The organism is Chitinophaga alhagiae (assembly GCF_003568665.1).
In the GTDB taxonomy this organism is placed as follows: Bacteria; Bacteroidota; Bacteroidia; order Chitinophagales; family Chitinophagaceae; genus Chitinophaga; species Chitinophaga alhagiae.
Genome location: NZ_QXMH01000002.1, coordinates 368,749 through 389,827 on the forward strand (window position 1 = coordinate 368,749; position 21,079 = coordinate 389,827).

At 51.0% G+C, this 21,079-nt stretch carries 17 protein-coding genes and 5 tRNA genes; 18 read left to right on the forward strand and 4 right to left on the reverse strand.

The features are described from left to right. Positions 1–12: 12 nt before the first annotated feature. On the reverse strand, positions 13–999 hold the full coding sequence (locus tag D3A97_RS12440) for an NAD(P)H-dependent flavin oxidoreductase (protein WP_232825951.1): 987 nt from the start codon (positions 997–999) through the stop codon (positions 13–15). After that, a complete protein-coding gene (locus D3A97_RS12445; RefSeq protein WP_119078824.1) occupies positions 996–1,601 on the reverse strand; it encodes a riboflavin synthase in 606 nt (201 codons plus the stop codon). Before D3A97_RS12445 ends, D3A97_RS12440 begins: the two co-directional genes overlap by 4 nt. Positions 1,602–1,715: 114 nt before the next feature. On the opposite strand from D3A97_RS12445, the gene rpsU reads away from it, so the two are divergent. From rpsU to nusG, 11 genes are all read left to right on the forward strand, one after another. Further along, the gene (gene rpsU / locus D3A97_RS12450; protein WP_119078825.1) at positions 1,716–1,913 is read left to right on the forward strand and encodes a 30S ribosomal protein S21; all 198 of its coding nucleotides are present in this window, start codon (positions 1,716–1,718) and stop codon (positions 1,911–1,913) included. An 86-nt stretch (positions 1,914–1,999) separates the two neighbouring features. Next, the gene (locus tag D3A97_RS12455; protein ID WP_119078826.1) at positions 2,000–2,929 is read left to right on the forward strand and encodes a tyrosine-type recombinase/integrase; all 930 of its coding nucleotides are present in this window, start codon (positions 2,000–2,002) and stop codon (positions 2,927–2,929) included. Between the two features lie 261 nt (positions 2,930–3,190). Continuing rightward, positions 3,191–3,490, forward strand: a complete 300-nt coding sequence (locus tag D3A97_RS12460; RefSeq protein WP_119078827.1) for an HPF/RaiA family ribosome-associated protein — start codon at positions 3,191–3,193, stop codon at positions 3,488–3,490. Positions 3,491–3,779: 289 nt separating this feature from the next. Beyond that, a tRNA-Thr gene (locus D3A97_RS12470) sits at positions 3,780–3,853 on the forward strand. 47 nt (positions 3,854–3,900) lie between these two features. Then, positions 3,901–3,983, forward strand: a tRNA-Tyr gene (locus D3A97_RS12475). Between the two features lie 105 nt (positions 3,984–4,088). Beyond that, a tRNA-Gly gene (locus D3A97_RS12480) sits at positions 4,089–4,161 on the forward strand. A gap of 13 nt (positions 4,162–4,174) precedes the next feature. Continuing rightward, a tRNA-Thr gene (locus tag D3A97_RS12485) sits at positions 4,175–4,246 on the forward strand. 206 nt (positions 4,247–4,452) lie between these two features. Further along, positions 4,453–5,640, forward strand: coding sequence for an elongation factor Tu (gene tuf / locus D3A97_RS12490; RefSeq protein ID WP_119078829.1), 1,188 nt, complete (start codon positions 4,453–4,455; stop codon positions 5,638–5,640). 105 nt (positions 5,641–5,745) lie between these two features. Beyond that, positions 5,746–5,819 (forward strand) — tRNA-Trp (locus D3A97_RS12495). Between the two features lie 82 nt (positions 5,820–5,901). Next, on the forward strand, positions 5,902–6,096 hold the full coding sequence (gene secE / locus D3A97_RS12500) for a preprotein translocase subunit SecE (RefSeq protein ID WP_119078830.1): 195 nt from the start codon (positions 5,902–5,904) through the stop codon (positions 6,094–6,096). Next, positions 6,096–6,662, forward strand: a complete 567-nt coding sequence (nusG, locus tag D3A97_RS12505; protein ID WP_119078831.1) for a transcription termination/antitermination protein NusG — start codon at positions 6,096–6,098, stop codon at positions 6,660–6,662. Before secE ends, nusG begins: the two co-directional genes overlap by 1 nt. Before the next feature lie 63 nt (positions 6,663–6,725). On the opposite strand, the gene D3A97_RS12510 is transcribed toward nusG, so the two are convergent. Together D3A97_RS12510 and D3A97_RS12515 are read right to left on the reverse strand one after the other, a co-directional pair. After that, a complete protein-coding gene (locus D3A97_RS12510) occupies positions 6,726–7,289 on the reverse strand; it encodes a DUF1579 domain-containing protein (RefSeq protein ID WP_119078832.1) in 564 nt (187 codons plus the stop codon). 106 nt (positions 7,290–7,395) lie between these two features. Beyond that, the gene (locus D3A97_RS12515) at positions 7,396–8,475 is read right to left on the reverse strand and encodes a lactonase family protein (RefSeq protein ID WP_157986511.1); all 1,080 of its coding nucleotides are present in this window, start codon (positions 8,473–8,475) and stop codon (positions 7,396–7,398) included. A gap of 491 nt (positions 8,476–8,966) precedes the next feature. On the opposite strand from D3A97_RS12515, the gene rplK reads away from it, so the two are divergent. The 7 genes from rplK to D3A97_RS12550 all read left to right on the forward strand — a co-directional run bounded on the left by rplK (position 8,967) and on the right by D3A97_RS12550 (position 20,924). Beyond that, a complete protein-coding gene (gene rplK, locus D3A97_RS12520) occupies positions 8,967–9,410 on the forward strand; it encodes a 50S ribosomal protein L11 (RefSeq protein ID WP_119078834.1) in 444 nt (147 codons plus the stop codon). Positions 9,411–9,455: 45 nt separating this feature from the next. Continuing rightward, a complete protein-coding gene (gene rplA / locus D3A97_RS12525; RefSeq protein WP_119078835.1) occupies positions 9,456–10,145 on the forward strand; it encodes a 50S ribosomal protein L1 in 690 nt (229 codons plus the stop codon). A gap of 48 nt (positions 10,146–10,193) precedes the next feature. Then, positions 10,194–10,724: a 50S ribosomal protein L10 gene (rplJ, locus tag D3A97_RS12530; RefSeq protein ID WP_119078836.1), complete on the forward strand. Its 531-nt coding sequence runs from the start codon at positions 10,194–10,196 to the stop codon at positions 10,722–10,724. Between the two features lie 105 nt (positions 10,725–10,829). Beyond that, the gene (rplL, locus tag D3A97_RS12535; protein ID WP_119078837.1) at positions 10,830–11,204 is read left to right on the forward strand and encodes a 50S ribosomal protein L7/L12; all 375 of its coding nucleotides are present in this window, start codon (positions 10,830–10,832) and stop codon (positions 11,202–11,204) included. 222 nt (positions 11,205–11,426) lie between these two features. After that, positions 11,427–15,236, forward strand: a complete 3,810-nt coding sequence (gene rpoB, locus D3A97_RS12540; protein WP_119078838.1) for a DNA-directed RNA polymerase subunit beta — start codon at positions 11,427–11,429, stop codon at positions 15,234–15,236. A gap of 117 nt (positions 15,237–15,353) precedes the next feature. Then, entirely contained in the window at positions 15,354–19,649 is a 4,296-nt protein-coding gene (rpoC, locus tag D3A97_RS12545) for a DNA-directed RNA polymerase subunit beta' (protein ID WP_119078839.1), read from the forward strand. A 237-nt stretch (positions 19,650–19,886) separates the two neighbouring features. Beyond that, positions 19,887–20,924 (forward strand): glycerophosphodiester phosphodiesterase, encoded by a 1,038-nt coding sequence (locus tag D3A97_RS12550; RefSeq protein ID WP_157986512.1) that lies wholly within the window; start codon positions 19,887–19,889, stop codon positions 20,922–20,924. The last annotated feature ends 155 nt before the right edge of the window (positions 20,925–21,079 follow it).

Below are 21,079 nucleotides of genomic sequence, written 5' to 3' on the forward strand. Positions count from 1 at the left end.
CCTGTTCCGCCGTTACACGAACGTTTTCAGGCTCTGCTGGTACTCCTGCATGAGGCGGCGTACAATTTCATCTACCCCTGTTATGTCATCCACCATTTCAACGCTCTGGCCGGCGCTCCACAACTGGTTGTAATAATTGGGTTTGATGGCCCTTTGCAGTTTTTTCATGCCTTTCATCTGCACCATCATTTTGAAATACTTGCGGGTACGCGGGTTGCGTGACAGCCATTTTTCCCACGATGTTTGTTTGTACCCCAGTTTTTGCGCCGCAGGCGTATTGATGATGTTGCAAGGGGTGCCGGAAAGGCGCTCCGTGAGCACAATATCTTCCATGCCGTGGCTGATGATGGCCTGCTTGTACTCGTCACTCACGCCGGCCTCCGTGCTGGCAATGAAACGGGTGCCAATAGATACGGCATCTGCCCCCAGTACCATGGCGCTGGCCATTTGCTGCCCTGTGGCAATGCCGCCCGCGGCTATTACCGGCACGTTGGGGAAGGCCTTTTTCAGCGCCGGCACCAGCACGTGCATAGGGTAGGGGCCTGCATGGCCGCCCGCGCCCGCACAAACGGCAATAAGCCCGTCTGCCCCGTTCTGTACGGCCTTGGCCGCGTGCTCCAGGTTGGTAATGTCGCACAGTACCTTGGCGCCGTAGCTGTGAGCGCCGTCTATCACCTCCCGCGGGTTGCCCAGGGACGTGATATAGAAGGGCACGCGGGCCGCCACGCAGGCGTCCAGGTGCTTTTTATAGAGTGGGTTCGTTTTCTGAACAATAAGGTTCACGCCGTATGAGCCTTGCTGCGCCCCGGCTTTGGTCTCGTTCAGCCTTTCCAGGAGGGCCGGCAGCTCTCCTTCGGCCCGGTAGTTAAGGGAAGGGAAGGTGCCCGCAATGCCGCTGCGGATAGCCGCTTTCACCATGGCCTCATTGCTCACCAGGAACATGGGGGCCATAATCAGCGGGTATTGTAAACCCAGCGTTTGAGAGAATGAATGGTTCAATTGTTTTCGTTTTTAGCAGCGCGGTCCAGTTGACGGGCCACATATTTGCCCAGGATGTCAAACTCCAGGTTAACAACGTCTCCCGGCCGCAGGTATTGGATATTGGTGTGCTGGTGGGTATAGGGAATAATGGCCACTGTAAAGGCGGTGTCAGTAATATCAAATACCGTCAGGCTGATGCCGTTGAGGCAGATAGACCCTTTTTCCACAATAAGAGGGGCAAAACCCTCATCAAAACCGATACGGTACAGCCAGCTGCCTTCCGCTTCCTGTACAGACTCGCAGGTACCGGTGCCGTCTACATGCCCCTGCACAATATGCCCGTCTATACGGCTGTTGAAGATCATGGCCCGCTCCAGGTTAACGGCCTGGCCCGGCCGTATGCCGCCAAGGTTGCTTTTTTGCAGTGTTTCCGCCACTGCCACGGTTTTGTACCGGTCTGCCTCCACCGCGGTAACTGTGAGGCAAACGCCATTGTGAGACACGCTCTGGTCTACCTTCAGCTCCGGCGCTATGGATGATTGTATGGTGATCTCGAGATTTCCGCCTTCCTGCACTGCGGAGGCCACAGTACCCATTGTTTCAATAATGCCAGTGAACATAAAAATCGTAATATTGGACCCCGAAATTAGGCAATTAAAATTGCGTGTGAATAACTTTGAAAGTTGAAAAATACTCCGTATCTTTGCCGTCCGTAAAAATTATAAAGGAGATTTATGTTAATTATCGATTCCAAAGATTGCGAAAACATAGACAAAGCGCTTAAAAAGTATAAAAAGAAATTTGAGAAGGCAAAAATACTGCTGCAACTCAGAGAGCGCCAGTCATTTACAAAACCTTCCATCCGCCGCCGTACGCAGGTGCTGAAAGCTGTTTACAAACAACAGCTCTCTACCGGAAAGTTTGACGCATAAGAACGATCCAACTTATTAGTAATACATAGATTGATGATTGTAAGGTTTTCTATAACTTTACAGTCATTAATTTTTTTGTATTGGTTATGACCGGATTACCCACACTGGCCGAACAGTTCCTCTCTTATCTTGCGCTGCAGAAACGCTATTCGCAGCATACTACGGCCAGCTACCGGCTTGACCTTCAGCAGTTTTTCGAGTACATGCAGGCCGTATACGGCCCCACCCCGCTGGGAGAGATAGACGCTTTCCAGGTACAGTCATGGCTGGCCACCGGGCTGCGGGGCAGGGGTGAGAAGGAAGACGTTTCCGCCGTCACCATCCGCCGGAAAATATCCACTTTGAAGTCATTTTTCAAATTCGCAGTGCGCGAGGGCGCTATTGCCCAAAGCCCCATGTTCAAGGTAGTAAGCCCCAAAATGCGCAAACGCCTGCCCTTGTTCGTGGAAGAAAAGGGCATGCAGCAGATGGAACGGAACGAGGCCGGCGGGCAGCCCCTGTTTGCGGACGATTTTGACGGCGCCACCCGGCAGCTGGTGCTCGATATATTGTACCAGACCGGCATCCGCCGCGCGGAGCTGATAGGCCTGCGGCACAGCGGTATCAGCCTTCCCAACAGCCACATCAAGGTATTGGGCAAGGGCGGCAAAGAGCGCATCATCCCCATCAGCAACCATCTGGTGGCCAGCATCAGGGCGTATACGGAGCGCAAGGGGAAAGAGCTGGAAAACCCCGACCAGGAGTACCTGCTGGTAAAAAAGGACGGCCGGCGGGTAAATGAGGGGTATGTGTACCGCACCGTAAAAGCCGCTCTGGGCCAGGTGACCACCCTTTCCAAGAAAAGCCCCCACGTACTCCGCCATACCTTTGCCACGCACCTGGTCAACAACGGGGCAGACATCAATGCCGTAAAAGAGCTGCTGGGCCATGCCTCACTGGCCAGCACGCAGGTGTATACCCACAATACCATAGAGAAGCTGAAGAACGTATACAAGCAGGCCCACCCCAAGGCCTGAGCAGGGTATGTCAACAAAAAAATTAACAAAATACTTTACGCATGCAAAACAGTGCAACGATTGACGGCTGTCAGTTGTTATATAGCTGACCCGTCTTAACATTGCATAAAAGCCATTTTAACAAAATTTTTCACGAAGAAAATGGAATAAGATGGAAAGTTCAGTAAATTAGTAACAAGTTCTTTACCATAAACAAAAGCGCCTATGAAAAGATGATTTACGTGCTTAAAATCAGATTGTTAAATGTAAAATTTTAGTGTTATGAATGTTCAAATTCAGACGGTGCGTTTTGATGCGGACGCCAAATTAATTGATCATGTGAACAAACGGGTCCAGAAACTCTCCACCTTTTATGACCGGATTGTATCAGTGGAAGTTTTTTTGAAGTTAGACCAGTTAGCCCATCAGATCAAGGATAAGATAGCTGAAATAAAAGTGCACATACCCCGACACGATTTTTTTGTAAAACATGAGTCCAAATCTTTCGAGGAATCCTTCGACCTTGCCTTTGATTCGCTTGTAACCCAGATCAAGCGCCAGAAGGAGAAGAATTTACATTAATTTTCTAAAAATATTTTGGAATTAAATATCTCTTTACTACCTTTGCCATCCCGATTCAAAAAGGGGTCGGCGAAGGTAGTAAAGTTCTTTACTGTAGGGCGTTTAAGCCAACTTAAACCGGTGTTGTAAGCTCCTTTAAACGGATGGTTTTTTACAGCGGCGGGGAAAGTTTTGTACAGAAAAATGTGCCTTGCGGAGGTGAAAAAAAAGATTTGGTTCTTAATAAGATTCACATTTATTTTGCGCTTCCTTTAAACAGGGTGTTAAGTTTTTTCTTGACAAAAAATTTGCCAGCATAGCTCAGTTGGCCAGAGCTACTGATTTGTAATCAGTGGGTCGGGGGTTCGAATCCCTCTGCTGGCTCGGAAGAGTTACGGGGCTGTAAAGTTCCGGGCAAAAAAAAATAAGTTGGGCAGGTTCCAGAGCGGCCAAATGGGGCGGACTGTAAATCCGCTGTCTTTCGACTTCACAGGTTCGAATCCTGTCCTGCCCACGAAATCAGTTACGAATTGGCGTTACGGATTACGAAGGAAAAAGTGTCGTAATTCGTAATTGTGCAGATAGGGGAGAGGTAGTTCGTGATGCGCAATTCATAATTGCGGGAGTAGCTCAGTTGGTAGAGCGACAGCCTTCCAAGCTGTAGGTCGCGGGTTCGAACCTCGTCTCCCGCTCTTTGTCACAACTGCTGTTGTAGCTCAGGGGTAGAGCACTTCCTTGGTAAGGAAGAGGTCGTGAGTTCAATTCTCATCAACAGCTCAAAACGTTTCGGATACAGGAAACTGGAGAACGGTTGACGGTGTCCGAAATTTGAAGTTTAACTAAGCCGGTAAGCTCAATGGATGAGCGGCCCTGACCGTAATCGGGGGAGGTGCAGGTTCAATTCCTGCGATTGGCTCCAGTTTGTAAAACGTTTTTAAACAACTATAATACAATCTTTACAAACCATCTTAAAAAAAAATACAATGGCAAAAGAAACCTTTAAGCGGGATAAACCCCACGTTAACATTGGTACCATCGGTCACGTGGACCACGGTAAAACTACCTTGACTGCTGCCATTACTACAATTCTGGCAAACAAGGGCTTGGCTGAGAAAAGAGGATATGACGAGATCGATGCGGCTCCTGAAGAAAAAGAAAGAGGTATTACCATCAATACAGCACACGTTGAGTATCAGACAGCCAACCGTCACTATGCTCACGTAGACTGTCCGGGCCACGCCGACTATGTGAAGAACATGATCACTGGTGCAGCTCAGATGGACGGTGCTATCCTGGTGGTTGCCGCTACAGATGGTCCGATGCCGCAAACGAAGGAGCACATCCTCCTGGCCCGCCAGGTAGGTGTACCCCGTATTGTTGTATTCATGAACAAAGTTGACCTGGTAGACGATCCGGAACTGCTGGAACTGGTAGAGATCGAGATCCGCGATCTGCTGTCTTCTTATGGCTTTGATGGCGACAATGTGCCCATCATCCAGGGTTCTGCTACCGGCGCTCTCGCTGGCGACGAAAAATGGGTGGCTAAAATCGACGAGCTGATGGAAGCTGTGGATACTTACATCCCGCTGCCTCCCCGTCCGGTTGACCAACCGTTCCTGATGTCTGTGGAAGACGTATTCTCTATCACCGGTCGTGGTACTGTTGCTACCGGTCGTATCGAGCGCGGTCGCATCAAAGTTGGTGAGAACGTTGAGATCGTAGGTCTGCAAACGGAATCACTGAAATCCACCTGCACTGGCGTGGAAATGTTCAAAAAACTGCTGGACGAAGGTGAAGCTGGTGACAACGCCGGTCTGCTGCTGCGCGGTATTGAGAAAACCCAGATCCGCCGCGGTATGGTTATCTGCGCTCCCGGTTCTATCACTCCGCACACTGACTTCAAATGCGAAGTATACGTACTGAGCAAAGAAGAAGGTGGCCGTCACACGCCGTTCTTCCAGAAATACCGTCCCCAGTTCTACTTCCGTACTACTGACGTTACCGGTGAAGTTGAACTGCCTGCAGGTGTGGAAATGGTAATGCCTGGTGATAACATCGGCCTGACCGTTAAACTGATCCAGCCCATCGCTATGGAAAAAGGTCTGAAATTCGCTATCCGCGAAGGTGGCCGTACCGTAGGTGCTGGTCAGGTAACTGAGATCCTGAAATAATCAGTAGCAATACTGTAAATAAAAAGCCATTAGCCTTAGCGGTTTAATCAATAGGGATTATATTTGCTATAGGTCAAAACGCAACAGCTAATGGCTTTTACACACACGGGTATGGTGCAACGGTAGCATACGGGTCTCCAAAACCTTTGATCTGGGTTCGAATCCTAGTACCCGTGCCAAGAATTAAATTGCCGGACAGTAAAATTCAAAGATTTTACTCCACGGCAATTTTTATCGTTCATATCAGGATAACTTATTACCATGAACAAAATCACCAATTACTTCAGAGAATCATATCACGAACTGGTTCATAAAGTATCCTGGCCCACCTGGCGGGAACTGCAGTCCTCTACCATGATCGTTCTGATCGCCACCATCATCATCACGCTGCTGGTGTGGGGTATGGACTCTGCCTCTCACCTGGTTTTATCGCAATACTATAAACTGTTTCAATAATGGACGAAGCCCAAATCCCCACTCAGGAAACCAAATGGTACGTGCTGCGCGTGGTGAGTGGCAAAGAGAAGAAAGTAAAAGAATACCTGGACATTGAAGTTCGCCGCAGTGACTGGGGCAACGTGATCACCCAGGTGTTCCTGCCTGTGGAAAAAGTTTATAAAGTGCAGGCTGGTAAGAAAGTGATGCGCGAAAAGAACTTCTACCCCGGTTATGTGATGATCGAAGCCATCGACGGTAAAATGAACGACGAAGTGATCCAGGCCATCCGCAACGTTTCCGGCGTGATCCACTTCCTCGGTAAAGAAAAACCCATTGCGCTCCGCAAATCCGAAGTAAACAAAATGCTCGGTAAAGTAGACGAGATCTCCGACCAGGGCCTCACCATGAGCGAGCCTTACATTGTTGGAGAAACCATCAAGATCATTGACGGGCCGTTCAACGACTTTAACGGTGTGATAGAAGAAGTGCTGGAAGACAAAAAGAAGCTGAAAGTGACCGTAAAGATCTTTGGCCGCGCTACACCCGTGGAGCTGAACTTTATGCAGGTAGAAAAGATCAGCTAAGGCCGATCTGCGCAGATATTCAAAAAAGGTTGCCGTTGCAGACGGCAACCTTTTTTTATGTCCTTACTGGCGGGTCAGTGTGATCTCCATATTCTTAAATTCGGTGCCGTTCTGCATCATGTACATTTCCATGGTCTGCGTATTGTCATCTACCCATTTCACTACCTCCCGGATATTGAGGTCTTTTCCGGTAACGGGGTCCGTAGACTTGCCGGTGAAGGTGATGCTGCGCGTGGCATCGTCCCACTTGCCTTCCAGGTACATGACGCCGGTGCCCATGTTGTCTACCCAGGTAGAAAAGAACATCTTTTTGGCGTTGTCATAACCCATTACACCGATGCCTTCAAAGGGCTGGCCGCCCATGTCTCCGGTGTGGCGGCTTTCCTGGTAGCGGCCGCCCAGGATCATCTTGTTGGTACAGGCGCCTGCCTGCTTTGACGGCGGGGCGCCGGGAGCCATCCAGAAGGTAATGTCCGTTTTCCAGTTGCCGTCTGCCATGGCCATCATTTTGTGCATGGGGCCGGGAGTGGCATATTCCATCCAGGCTTTTTCCATAGCGGCATCTTGTGCGTGTGTGAGGAGCTGCGTTGCGCAGACGAGTGCGAGCGTTAAACAAATGCGTTTCATATTCGGGGTATTTTGTGCCTGTGAAGGTACATAATACTTGCATTAGCAACGTTTTATGCGGTGCCACATGCAATTGGGGGCGGCGCTGCGGCCGCTCTCCGGCCCCTTACTCGAGCGTGAGCATTTTCAGGCAAACGGGGTTGGGCACCTGTATTTCCTGGCCGGTGGGGCTGAGCAGGCCGGTAGCCGCATCCCGCTTGAATATCACAATGTTATTGCCGTTCTGGTTGGCCGCCAGCAGGTAGTTGCCGGAAGGGTCTATCATAAAATTGCGCGGGTGTTTGCCGCCGGAGGCCTGGTGGCCCAGGAGCTGCAGCATACCCGTTTCAGGGTGAATGGAAAAAATGGAAATATTGTTCAGGTCTCCCCGGTTGGACATGTACAGGTGTTTCCCGTCTGGCGAAACGTGGATGTCCGCGCTGCTAAAGTTGCTGCCGGTATACTCCGCCGGCGCGCCTGAAATGGTCTGCAGGGGGCGGAGGGCGCCGTTTTCATAGCGGAAGGCCGTTACCTTGCCCGAGATCTCATGCACCACGTAGGCGAACCGGCCGTTGGGGCTGAAGGTGAAATGCCTGGGCCCGCCGCCGGGCTCAACGCTGACAAACGGGGTGGCCGCTGCGCGGAGGGGCGCTATGGCGTGGGCGGCATTGAAGTCGTACACCATGATCTTGTCAATGCCCAGGTCCGGCACAAACACCTGTTTGCCATCAGGGGAGAAGTTAATGGAATGCACATGGGGTGCCTTCTGGCGGGAGGCTACAATGCTGGAACCGTTATGGATAAGGGTTTGGGCAGCCGTTCCCACTGTACCGTCTGGCTGTATGGGCATTACGGAAATGCTGCCCCCGGCGTAATTACCGGTAATGGCGAATTTGCCGGCCTTGTCCATATTGATATGGCATGGGCCGTTGCCCACGCCATCCTGCTGGTTAAGGAGGGTAAGGCGGCCGGAGGCGGTGTTAAATGAAAAGGCGTATACGCTGCCGGTGCGGTTTTTACCGGATTCGCTGACAGCGTATACGTGCCGCTGATCAGGCGCAATTACCAGGAAGGAGGGGTTGCTAAGGCCTTCTGCCGTGCTAACGTGGAGGAACTGGCCGGTGGCAGGGTCTTTTTTATACACATAAATGCCCTTGCTTTCGCCAGCCGTGTAGGTGCCTACGAATAGAAACTGTGTTTTTTGCATGGGTGGATGAATGTTTGCAAAAAGAGGTATCAGAAAAAGGAGGAATTTCATACAGTGGAAACGAGGTTTGGAGAATAATAATACAAAAAATTCCGGGTGTTCCCCCCCTGTGAATGAATAAAATGACCGGAAGGGGGAGGAGAAGGTAGAGGCTTGGGGGAAAGAAACCGGCAGCAGCCAGCGAACTACGCACAGTGGATAAGTAACTTGTCCGGGGGTGTAAAATTGCGGGAAAAGTGCAGAAGATGACGTATCTTTGACTATTGATCAGGGCTACTATTTTATTGATTTATAGCTCTTTAGCTATTAAAGCTAATCCCAATTCCCGGATAATAGCAAAAAAAATGCCGAACTCCAAACAATTTTTGCTAATAATTTAATTAATACCTACCTTTGCATCCCCCTTAAAATGTCTTTTTCGGGACTTTTGAGTTTTGGGAGTTTTCTGCGGTTTACCGTGGGGGACGTTTAACCAAATTAAAAACAACATAATGGCAAAAGAAATCGCAACGTACGTGAAATTGCAGGTGAAGGGCGGCCAAGCCAACCCTGCGCCTCCGATTGGTCCCGCTTTGGGTTCCAAGGGTGTGAACATCATGGAGTTCTGCAAACAGTTCAATGCCCGTACCCAGGATAAAATGGGTAAGGTATTGCCGGTTCTGCTGACGGTGTACACAGACAAATCATTCGACTTTGTAATCAAGACACCTCCGGCCCCCGTGCAACTGATGGAGGCTGCCAAAATACAAGGTGGTTCTAAAGAACCTAACCGTAACAAGGTGGGTAAAGTATCCTGGACGCAGGTTGAGGCTATTGCAAAAGACAAAATGCCTGACCTGAACTGCTTCACCCTGGAAAGCGCCATGAAAATGGTAGCCGGTACAGCGCGCAGCATGGGTATTACCGTTGATGGTAAAGCTCCCTGGGAAAACTAAATTGTTCACCCTGTGCAAGCAGGTTAATTTAAATCATTTTAAGAAATGGCAACCAAGAAAAGAAAAGTGGCTGACACTAAGGTGGACAAAAACAAGATATACAGCCTGAAAGAGGCCTCCACCCTTGTTAAAGACATTAACTGTACTAAATTCGACTCTTCTGTCGATTTACATATCCGCTTAGGCGTTGATCCTAAGAAGGCCGACCAGGCTATCCGTGGTTCCGTAACGCTTCCCCACGGTACTGGTAAGACCAAGAAAGTTCTTGTACTGTGCACTCCGGACAAAGAGGCTGCTGCCAAAGAAGCCGGGGCTGATTTTGTGGGCCTGGACGAGTTCATTACCAAAATTGAAGGCGGCTGGACCGAGATCGACGTGATCATCGCTACTCCTGCTGTAATGCCTAAGATCGGTAAGCTCGGTAAGATCCTGGGTCCCCGTAACCTGATGCCCAACCCGAAAACCGGTACTGTTACCAACGATGTAGCAGCCGCGGTGAACGAGGTGAAAGGCGGTAAAATTACCTTTAAAGTAGATAAAGCGGGTATCATACACGCTTCTATCGGCCGTGTGTCTTTCGCATCCGAGAAGATCGAGCAGAACTCACAGGAGCTGATCAACGCGATCATCAAGCTGAAACCGGTTACTGCAAAAGGTACTTACCTGAAAGGTTTGTCTATGGCCAGCACTATGAGCCCGGGTATTGTAATTGACACTAAATCTGTTCAAAACTAATTGATAACCAGGTAAAAAGTACCTGTTGTCAATGCCAAACACAAAGCAATGAACAAAGATCAAAAAAACGAGGTTATTGAGCTGCTGAAAGGTAAGTTCTCTCAATACAGCAATTTTTATATCACCAATACGGAGTCTCTGACGGTAGCGCAGGTGAACCACCTGAGAAAGGTTTGTTTCGACAAGAACGTGGAAATGAAGGTGGCCAAGAACACCCTGATCAAAAAGGCCCTCGAAAGCCTGAACAGCGAGAAGTACTCCGCTGTTTACGAGGCGCTGCACGGCGTAACCGCCCTGCTGTTCTCTGACAGCCCGAAAGAACCGGCGCTGATCATCTCCGATTTCCGCAAGGAAAACGCCAAACTGGAAAAGCCCGTACTGAAAGCCGCTTTTGTAGGCGAGGAAGTATACCTGGGCGATAACCAGCTGGCTACCCTGGTGAAGATCAAGACCAAAAACGAGCTTATCGGCGAAGTTATCGGTCTGCTGCAATCTCCTGCAAAACGCGTTATCGCTGCCCTGCTGGAAAAAGCAAACAAAGAAGGTGGCGAAGTGGCAGAAGCTCCTGCGGCCGAGTAACCTTTACCACCGGGCCTGGCCCGGCAACCATCATGGCTTCCAAGTCAAAATATAAACAAACATCTGTTTAACAACATTTTAAAAAACATTACAAAACATTATACAATGGCAGACGTAAAAGCATTAGCTGAACAATTAGTAGGTCTTACTGTTAAGGAAGTACAAGAACTGGCAGACGTTCTGAAGAACGAATACGGTATCGAACCTGCTGCTGCTGCAGTTGTTGTAGCTGCTGACGGTGGTGGCGGAGCCGCTGCTGCTGAAGAGAAAACTGCATTTAACGTAATCCTGAAATCTGCTGGCGCCAGCAAACTGAACGTGGTGAAAGTGGTAAAAGACCTGACCGGTCTGGGCCTGAAAGAAGCCAAAGAACTGGTTGACGGTGCTCCTAAAGCAGTGAAAGAAAACGTAAGCAAGGCTGAAGCAGAAGACCTGAAGGCGAAGCTGACTGAAGCAGGCGCTGACGTTGAGATTCAGTAATTCTTTGCATAATTATACATCTTTTTGAGGTCAAAAAGTGCTCCGGCACTTTTTGGCCTTATTCCCTTTGGGAACGTGTGTTTCGGGATGGGCTGCAATTGGGGAAATCACTGCAAGGTGTGCAGGTCATCGGGGTTGAAACACAATTATTTGGGTGTATTTGCCAAAGAATCATTAATTTCCCTTATTTAGTACAAGTCATATTAACTGCTAACTTCGAATATGTCTCTAAAAAAAGCCCAAACTAACGAAAGAGTAAATTTTGGAAAGATCAAACAAGTTGCTGAGACACCGGATCTGTTGGCTATCCAAATCCAATCTTTCAAGGATTTCTTCCAATTAGAAACCACACCAGACAAGCGAAACAACGAAGGCCTTTTTAAAGTATTCAAGGAGAACTTCCCTATTACGGACACCCGTAATATCTTCAACTTGGAGTTCCTGGACTACTTCGTAGACCCTCCGCGTTATACCATCGAAGAATGTATTGAGCGTGGGCTGACGTACTCCGTGCCGCTCAAGGCAAAACTCCGGTTGAGCTGTAACGACGAGGAACACGTAGATTTCCAGACTATTGTGCAGGACGTGTTCCTGGGCAATATTCCCTATATGACCCCCAGAGGCACTTTCGTGATCAACGGCGCTGAGCGTGTAGTTGTTTCCCAACTGCACCGGTCCCCGGGTGTTTTCTTTGGTCAATCCGTGCATCCTAACGGCACCAAGATCTACTCCGCAAGGGTGATCCCCTTCAAAGGAGCCTGGATGGAGTTTGCGACGGACATCAACAACGTGATGTACGCCTACATCGACCGTAAGAAGAAGTTCCCGGTTACCACCCTGTTACGTGCCATCGGCTACGAAACAGACAAGGACATCCTGGAGCTGTTTGGCATGGCTGACGAAGTAAAAGCAGACCGCAAGAACCTGGAAAAATACGCCGGCAAAAAGCTGGCTGCCCGCGTTTTGCGCAGCTGGGTAGAAGATTTCGTAGACGAAGATACCGGTGAGGTGGTGAGCATCGAAAGGAACGAGATCGTGCTGGAGCGCGACAGTATCCTGGACGAGGCCAACATCGAAATGATCACCGATATGGGCGTGAAATCCGTATTTGTGCAGAAGGAAGAGGTGAGCGGCGACTTTGCCATCATCTATAACACCCTCAACAAAGATACTTCCAACTCCGAGCTGGAAGCCGTTCAGCACATCTACCGCCAGTTGCGCGGTGCCGATGCGCCGGATGATGAAACAGCAAGGGGCATCATTGATAAATTATTCTTCTCCGACAAACGGTATGACCTCGGGGACGTAGGCCGCTACAAGATCAACCGTAAGCTGGGCCTCTCCACCCCGCTGGATATGAAGGTGCTGACCAAGGCAGACATCATCTCCATCATCAAATACCTGGTGCAGCTCACCAACGGTAAAGCGGAGATAGATGATATTGACCACCTCAGCAACCGCCGTGTACGTACCGTGGGAGAACAACTGTACGCCCAGTTCGGCGTGGGCCTGGCCCGTATGGCCCGTACCATCCGCGAGCGTATGAACGTAAGGGATAACGAGGTGTTTACGCCGGTAGACCTGATCAACGCAAGAACGCTGTCTTCCGTGATCAACTCCTTCTTCGGCACCTCCCAGCTTTCCCAGTTCCTGGACCAGACCAACCCGCTGTCCGAGATCACGCACAAACGCCGTATCTCCGCACTCGGTCCCGGTGGTCTGAGCCGCGAGCGCGCAGGCTTTGAGGTACGTGACGTACACTATTCCCACTACGGCCGCCTCTGCACCATCGAAACGCCTGAAGGGCCGAACATCGGTCTGATCTCCACCCTGTGCGTACACGCCATGGTGAACGAAATGGGCTTCATTGAAACGCCTTACCGCAAAGTAAAAGACGGTAAAGTGGATATGAACAAGGTGGAATACCTGAGCGCCGAAGAAGAAGATTCTGTAAAAATTGCACAGGCAAACGCTCCGCTGGATGACAAGGGGCAGTTTGTGAACGATAAGGTGAAATCCCGCGAAACCGGCGATTTCCCGATCCTGGAACCGGCAGAAGTGGAATACATGGACGTGGCCCCGAACCAGATCGTTGGTTTGAGCGCTTCCCTGATCCCCTTCCTGGAGCACGATGACGCCAACCGTGCGCTGATGGGATCAAACATGCAACGCCAGGCAGTGCCCCTGATCAACCCGCAGGTACCTATTGTAGGTACCGGGCTGGAAGGTAAGGCCGCACGTGACTCCCGCCTGCAGATCACCGCTAACGGCAAAGGCGTGGTGGAGTTTGTAGATGCAAACGAGATCCACGTACGTTACGAGCGCGATGAAATGCAGAAGCTGGTGAGCTTTGAAGATGACCTGATCATCTATCAGCTGACCAAATTCGTTAAGACCAACCAGAGCACCTGCATCAACCTTCGCCCCGCGGTGAAGAAAGGGCAGCGTGTGGTGGAGGGAGACTTCCTCACGGAAGGCTACGCTACCCGCGCCGGTGAGCTGGCCCTCGGCCGTAACCTGAAAGTGGCGTTCATGCCGTGGAAAGGGTACAACTTCGAGGATGCCATCGTGATTTCCGAGCGTGTAGCCAAAGAAGACTGGTTCACCTCCATTCACATTGACGAATACGAGCTGGAAGTACGTGACACCAAGCTGGGTGAAGAAGAGTTGACCCCGGATATCCCCAACGTGAGCGAAGAGGCTACTAAAGACCTCGACCAGAACGGTATCATCCGTGTGGGCGCCCACATCAAGGAAGGCGATATCCTGATCGGCAAGATCACGCCCCGTGGTGAATCTGATCCTTCTCCTGAAGAAAAACTGCTGAGAGCCATCTTCGGAGACAAGGCTTCAGACGCGAAAGACGCTTCCCTGAAAGCACCCCCGTCTACAGAAGGGGTGGTGATAGACAAGAAGCTGTTCTCCCGCGCCAAGAAAGATAAAAACTCCAAGACCCGCGAAAAAACAGCGCTGGAGAAACTGGAGAAAATACACCAGAAGAACGAGGAAGACCTGATGGAAGTGCTGATGAGCAAGCTGTTGACGCTGCTGAAAGACAAAACGTCTGCCGGCATCACCAACACCTACGGTGAAGTACTGATCTCCAAAGGTTCCAAGTTCTCCAATAAGAACCTGGCCAACGTTGATTTCCAGAACGTGAACCCGCTCGGCTGGACCACAGACCAGGATACCAACGACCAGATCAATACCCTGCTCCACAACTACAACATCAAGTACAATGAGGAGCTGGGCCGCTACAAACGCGAGAAGTTCAACATCTCCATTGGGGACGAGCTGCCCGCGGGCGTGCTGAAACTGGCCAAAGTATACCTGGCCAGCAAACGCAAGCTGAAAGTGGGTGATAAGATGGCGGGCCGCCACGGTAACAAGGGTATTGTGGCCAAGATAGTACGTGACGAAGACATGCCTTTCCTGGCAGACGGCACTCCGGTAGACATTGTGCTGAACCCGCTGGGCGTACCTTCCCGTATGAACCTCGGCCAGATCTACGAAACCGTACTGGGCTGGGCCGGGCAGAAACTGGGTGTAAGGTTTGCTACGCCGATCTTTGACGGTGCCAGCACCGAAGAGATCGCTCAATACATCACAGACGCCAACCTGCCGAGCTTCGGGCACACTTACCTGCACGATGGCGAAACAGGCGAGCGCTTCCACCAGAAAGCAACCGTGGGGATCATCTACATGCTCAAACTGAGCCACATGGTAGACGACAAGATGCACGCCCGTTCCATTGGACCGTACTCTCTCATTACGCAACAGCCGTTGGGTGGTAAAGCCCAGTTCGGTGGCCAGCGTTTTGGTGAGATGGAGGTATGGGCACTGGAAGCGTATGGCGCCGCCAACATCCTGCAGGAGCTGCTCACCATCAAGTCTGATGACATTGTGGGCCGTGCCAAAGCATATGAATCCATCGTGAAGGGAGACAACATACCGAAAGCCGGTGTGCCGGAATCCTTCAACGTATTGATCCATGAGCTGCGCGGTCTGGGTCTGGACCTGAAGTTCGATTAAGATAATTTATAACGGCTCCCGGCAGCTCTGCCGGGATGCCGTATAATATCATGTGAAGACACAGGCCATGGCAAGACCATGCATCATTTCCAATGAATTTTCTTTAAATAACATACAATGGCCATCAAAAAAGAAAATCGTCCTAAATCAAATTTTAGCAGCATTACCATCAGTCTTGCTTCACCGGACACCATCCTGGAGCGTTCTTATGGCGAAGTGCTGAAACCCGAAACCATCAACTACCGTACTTACAAACCGGAACGTGATGGTTTGTTCTGCGAAAGGATATTCGGTCCTGTAAAGGATTACGAATGCTATTGCGGAAAATACAAACGTATCCGTTATAAAGGCATTGTGTGCGACCGCTGTGGGGTAGAGGTTACAGAGAAGAAGGTGCGTCGTGAAAGAATGGGCCACATCCGCCTGGTTGTGCCCGTTGTACATATTTGGTATTTCAAATCATTACCCAATAAAATCGGTTACCTCCTGGGCATGTCGTCCAAAAAACTGGAAACCATCGTATACTACGAAAGGTATGTGGTGATCCAGAGCGGCATCAAACAGGAAAAGGGACTGAACTACGGCGATCTGCTGACGGAAGAAGAGTACCTGGACATCCTTGACACGCTTCCGAAAGACAACCAGCTGCTGCCTGACGAAGACCCGAACAAGTTCATTGCCAAAATGGGCGCTGAAGCGGTAGAGATGATGCTGGCCCGCATAGACCTGGACGGCCTCTCTTACCAGCTCCGCAACCAGGCGGCCACTGAAACTTCCCAGCAACGTAAGGCGGAAGCGTTGAAGCGTTTGAGCGTGGTGGAAGCGTTCCGTGACGCCAATGGCCGTGTAGACAACCGCCCGGAATGGATGGTGATGCAATACATCCCCGTTGTTCCGCCGGAACTGCGCCCGCTGGTGCCCCTGGACGGCGGCCGTTTTGCGTCTTCCGACCTGAACGACCTGTACCGCCGGGTAATTATCCGTAACAACCGTCTGAAACGCCTGATAGAGATCAAGGCGCCCGAAGTGATCTTGCGTAACGAAAAACGTATGCTGCAGGAAGCGGTGGATTCCCTGTTCGACAACTCCAGGAAATCCAATGCCGTGAAAGCGGAAGGCGGCCGTGCGCTGAAATCGCTCTCCGACGTGCTGAAAGGTAAACAAGGCCGTTTCCGTCAGAACCTGCTCGGTAAACGTGTGGACTATTCCGGCCGTTCCGTAATTGTGGTAGGCCCCGAGCTGAAACTGCACGAATGCGGTCTGCCGAAAGACATGGCGGCGGAGCTGTTCAAACCGTTCATTATCCGTAAACTCATAGAAAGAGGCATCGTTAAGACGGTGAAATCAGCCAAAAAGCTGGTAGACCGGAAAGAAGCCGTGGTATGGGACATCCTGGAAAACGTACTGAAAGGGCACCCCGTGATGCTCAACCGTGCTCCTACGCTGCACCGTCTCTCCATCCAGGCGTTCCAGCCCAAACTGGTGGAAGGTAAGGCCATCCAGCTGCACCCGCTGGTGTGCTCCGCGTTCAACGCCGACTTTGACGGTGACCAGATGGCGGTACACGTACCGCTGAGCAACGCGGCCATACTGGAAGCACAGCTGCTGATGCTGTCTTCACACAACATCCTCAACCCGCAGAACGGTACGCCCATCACCCTGCCTTCACAAGACATGGTACTCGGCCTGTACTACATTTCCAAGGGTAAAAAATCTACCGATACCGAAATCGTAAAAGGAGAGGGCAAAGCCTTCTACTCCGCGGAAGAGGTGATCATTGCGCATAACGAAGGCCGTGTAGACCTGCATGCCAACATCCGTGTTAAAGCTGATGTACGCCTGGCTAACGGTACCCTGGAGCGCAAACTGATCGAAACCACGGTAGGCCGCGTGATCTTCAACCAGTTCGTACCGCGTGAAGCAGGCTTCGTAAATGCCCTGCTCACCAAGAAATCACTGCGTGAGATCATTGGAGACATCATTAAAGCAACAGACATTCCGAAAACTGCGAAGTTCCTGGACGATATCAAGCAACTTGGTTTCCGTACGGCCTTCCGCGGCGGTCTGTCTTTCAATATCAATGACCTGATCATCCCTGACGCCAAGCAGCTCATGATTGACGGAGCTTCCGGCGAGGTGGATGAAGTGTGGGATAACTACAACATGGGTCTGATCACCAACAACGAGCGGTACAACCAGATCATCGACATCTGGAGCCGTGTGGACACGAAAGTGACCGAAACCCTGATCCGCGAGCTGGCAACAGACAAGCAAGGTTTCAACTCCGTGTACATGATGCTGGATTCCGGCGCCCGTGGTTCCAAACAGCAGATCAAGCAGCTGGCAGGGCTGAGAGGCCTGATGGCCAAACCGCGTAAGAGCGGTTCCACCGGCTCCGAGATCATTGAGAACCCGATCCTTTCCAACTTCAAAGACGGCCTGAACGTACTGGAATACTTCATCTCCACGCACGGTGCCCGTAAAGGTCTGGCGGATACGGCCCTGAAAACGGCCGATGCCGGTTACCTGACCCGCCGTCTGGTAGACGTGGCCCAGGACGTGGTGATCACCGAAGAAGATTGCGGTACCCTCCGCGGCATTGCTACCTCAGCGCTGAAAGACAATGAGGAGGTGGTAGAACCGCTGTACGACCGTATCCTCGGACGTACTTCCCTGCACGATGTGTTCGACCCCGTTTCTGAAGAAATGCTGGTGGCCGCGGGAGAGCAGATCACGGAAGAAATTGCCAAACGTATTGAAGACAGCACCATAGAAACCGTTGAGATCCGTTCCGTACTGACCTGCGAAAGCCGCAGAGGCGTGTGTGTAAGGTGCTACGGTAAAAACCTGGCAACCGGTTATACCGCACAGCGTGGGGATGCCGTGGGCATTATTGCCGCACAGTCTATTGGTGAGCCGGGTACCCAGCTTACACTGCGTACCTTCCACGTAGGTGGTGTGGCCGGTTCCGCTTCAGTAGAATCTACCCTCACCGCCAAGTTTGACGGTACCGTACAGTTTGACGGCCTGCGTACCACCACCTTCGAAAACGCCGAAGGCGAGAAAGTACAGGTGGTAATTGGCCGTACCGGCGAGCTGAGGATCATGGACGTGAAGAACGACCGCCTGCTGATCACCAACAACGTGCCTTACGGTTCTACCCTGAGCGTAAAAGACGGCCAGAAAGTGACCAAAGGCGACGTGATCTGCACATGGGACCCCTTCAACGCCGTTATCGTGTCCGAAATTTCCGGTACTACCCGCTTTGACAGCATTGTGGAAGGCATTACCTACCGCGAAGAAGCGGACGAACAGACCGGCCACCGCGAGAAAGTGGTGATCGAGACCAAAGACAAGAACAAGATCCCTTCTGTTATCGTAGATGGTAACAAGGAAGCCAAGTCATACAACCTGCCCGTTGGCTCTCACATCGTAATTGAAGAAGGAGACAGCGTAAGGGCCGGCCAGGTGATCGTGAAGATCCCCCGCGTGATCGGCAAGCTGAGAGACATTACCGGTGGTCTGCCGCGTGTAACGGAACTGTTTGAGGCCCGTAACCCGAGCAACCCCGCTATTGTGTCCGAAATTGACGGTGTAGTAGCCTTCGGTAATATCAAACGCGGTAACCGCGAGATCATCATCGAAAGCCGCGAAAGCCAGATCAAGAAATACCTGGTGCCGCTGACCCGCCACATCCTGGTACAGGACGGTGACTTTGTGAAAGCAGGTACCGCCTTGTCTGACGGTTCCATTACCCCGGCAGATATCCTCTCCATCAAAGGGCCGTTTGCCGTACAGGAATACCTGGTGAACGAGATCCAGGAGGTATACCGCCTGCAGGGTGTGAAGATCAACGACAAGCACATTGAAGTGATCGTTCGCCAGATGATGCGGAAAGTAACCATCGAAGATCCGGGAGATACCCGCTTCCTGGAAGGTGATACTACGGACAAGTTCGAGTTCTTTGAAGAGAACGACCAGATCTTTGACAAGAAAGTGGTTACAGAAGCCGGCGAATCTGCCAATATGAAAGCCGGTCAGATCGTGACCCTCCGCCAGGTGCGTGAAGAAAACTCCGTCCTGCGCCGTGCAGACAAAAAGCTCGTGGAATACCGCGATGCGGAGTCTGCTACGTCAAGCCCGCTGCTGCTGGGTATTACCAAAGCATCATTGGGTACGCACAGCTGGATCTCTGCCGCATCCTTCCAGGAAACCACCAAAGTACTGTCTTCCGCTGCCATCAACGGCAAGTCTGATGACATGCTGGGCCTGAAAGAGAACGTGATCACCGGCCACCTGATACCGGCCGGTACCGGTCTGAGGGAGTTCGAGAACATGATCGTAGGTTCCAAGGAAGAATACGACATCCTGGCGTCTTCCAAAGAGGTGTTCCAGTTTGACGAAGAAGAATAGGCATTATTTTGACCAATTGATAGGAAAAGGGGAGCGTAAAGCTCCCCTTTTTGTTTTGGGGAAGGGCCCCTCTTGCCGCTCCTCATTTTTTAATAAGAAATTAATCCCCGTGCCCCTGCTTCGATTTTGATTTTCTGAAGGAAGGCCGTATTTTGTAAGATTATGTAACCGATATGAAAGTTTATGAAAATAAACCGTAACATCTTCCCGTTAAAAAATATTAGAAAACATAATACCATGCGTCTACGTTATCGACTTACGAAAAGTCTCTTTATGATGCCCGCCATGCTGGTTGCAGTAGCAGCACATGCCCAGGTTGTACAACTGAACAACCATACCGTTCCCGTAGGCAAAACGGGCGCCCTTGTAGGGCAGCTTTTTGAGGGCGGCAAGCCCTCCAGGTCTGCCAGGCTGGTGGAAGACACCTCCGGGCTGTTTACCATCAGCAAAAAGGGCGAAATACGGCTGAAGAAGAAGGCTTCCCTGGTAAAGGAAGACCCGGCTTTCAAATATGCCATCACGGTATCTACCCCGGCAGGGCAGGAAGGGTTCATCCTGGTGAAGGACAACTTCAGCCGTAACAAGGTGGTGGCCCACCGCGGCGCCTGGAAACATCATGACGGCAGCCAGAACTCCCTCACTTCCTTCCGCGATGCCGTGCGCCTGGGCTGCCAGGGCTCCGAGTTTGACGTATGGCTCTCCTCTGACGGCGTGCCGGTACTCTCTCATGACCCGCACATCGGCGGTAAGGTGGTAGAAGAGACTACGCTGGCCGAACTGAAAAAGGTGGAGCTGAAAAACGGGGAAGTGGTGCCTACTTTTGAAGAATACATCCAGGAAGGCATGAAGCAGAATATCACCAAACTGGTGCTGGAGCTGAAACCCTCAAGAATAAGCAAGGAGCGGGGCCAGCAGCTGGCGCAGACCTGCATGGACCTGATCCGCAAGTACAAATGCGAAGGCTGGATGCTGTACATCAGCTTTGACTATGACATCTGCAAGAAAGTGGTGGCCATAGATCCTTTTGCCCAGGTAGCCTACCTGAACGGCGAAAAATCGCCCGCGGAGCTGGCGGCAGACAAGATCTGGGGTTTTGATTATAACTGGAAGATCATTGACAAAGACATGAATATCTTCAAGGAAGCCCGCAAACACAAGGTAACCGTGAATATCTGGACGGTGAACGATCCCAAGCAGATGGAGACCTACCTGGCTGCCGGGGCAGACTTCCTGACTACAGACGAGCCTGAAATAGCACTTGAAAAAGTGAAATAATTACCTGGGAGCGGGTGATGGTCCTTCCAACACCCGCTCTCATCCTTGTTTTCCCCTCCCGCCAACATTTTACCCCCATTTCCATTTTAACGTTTTTTTATATCCCAAAAACCTTATTTTAGCCGCCACAACTATTCATTTCTAATCATTCAGAG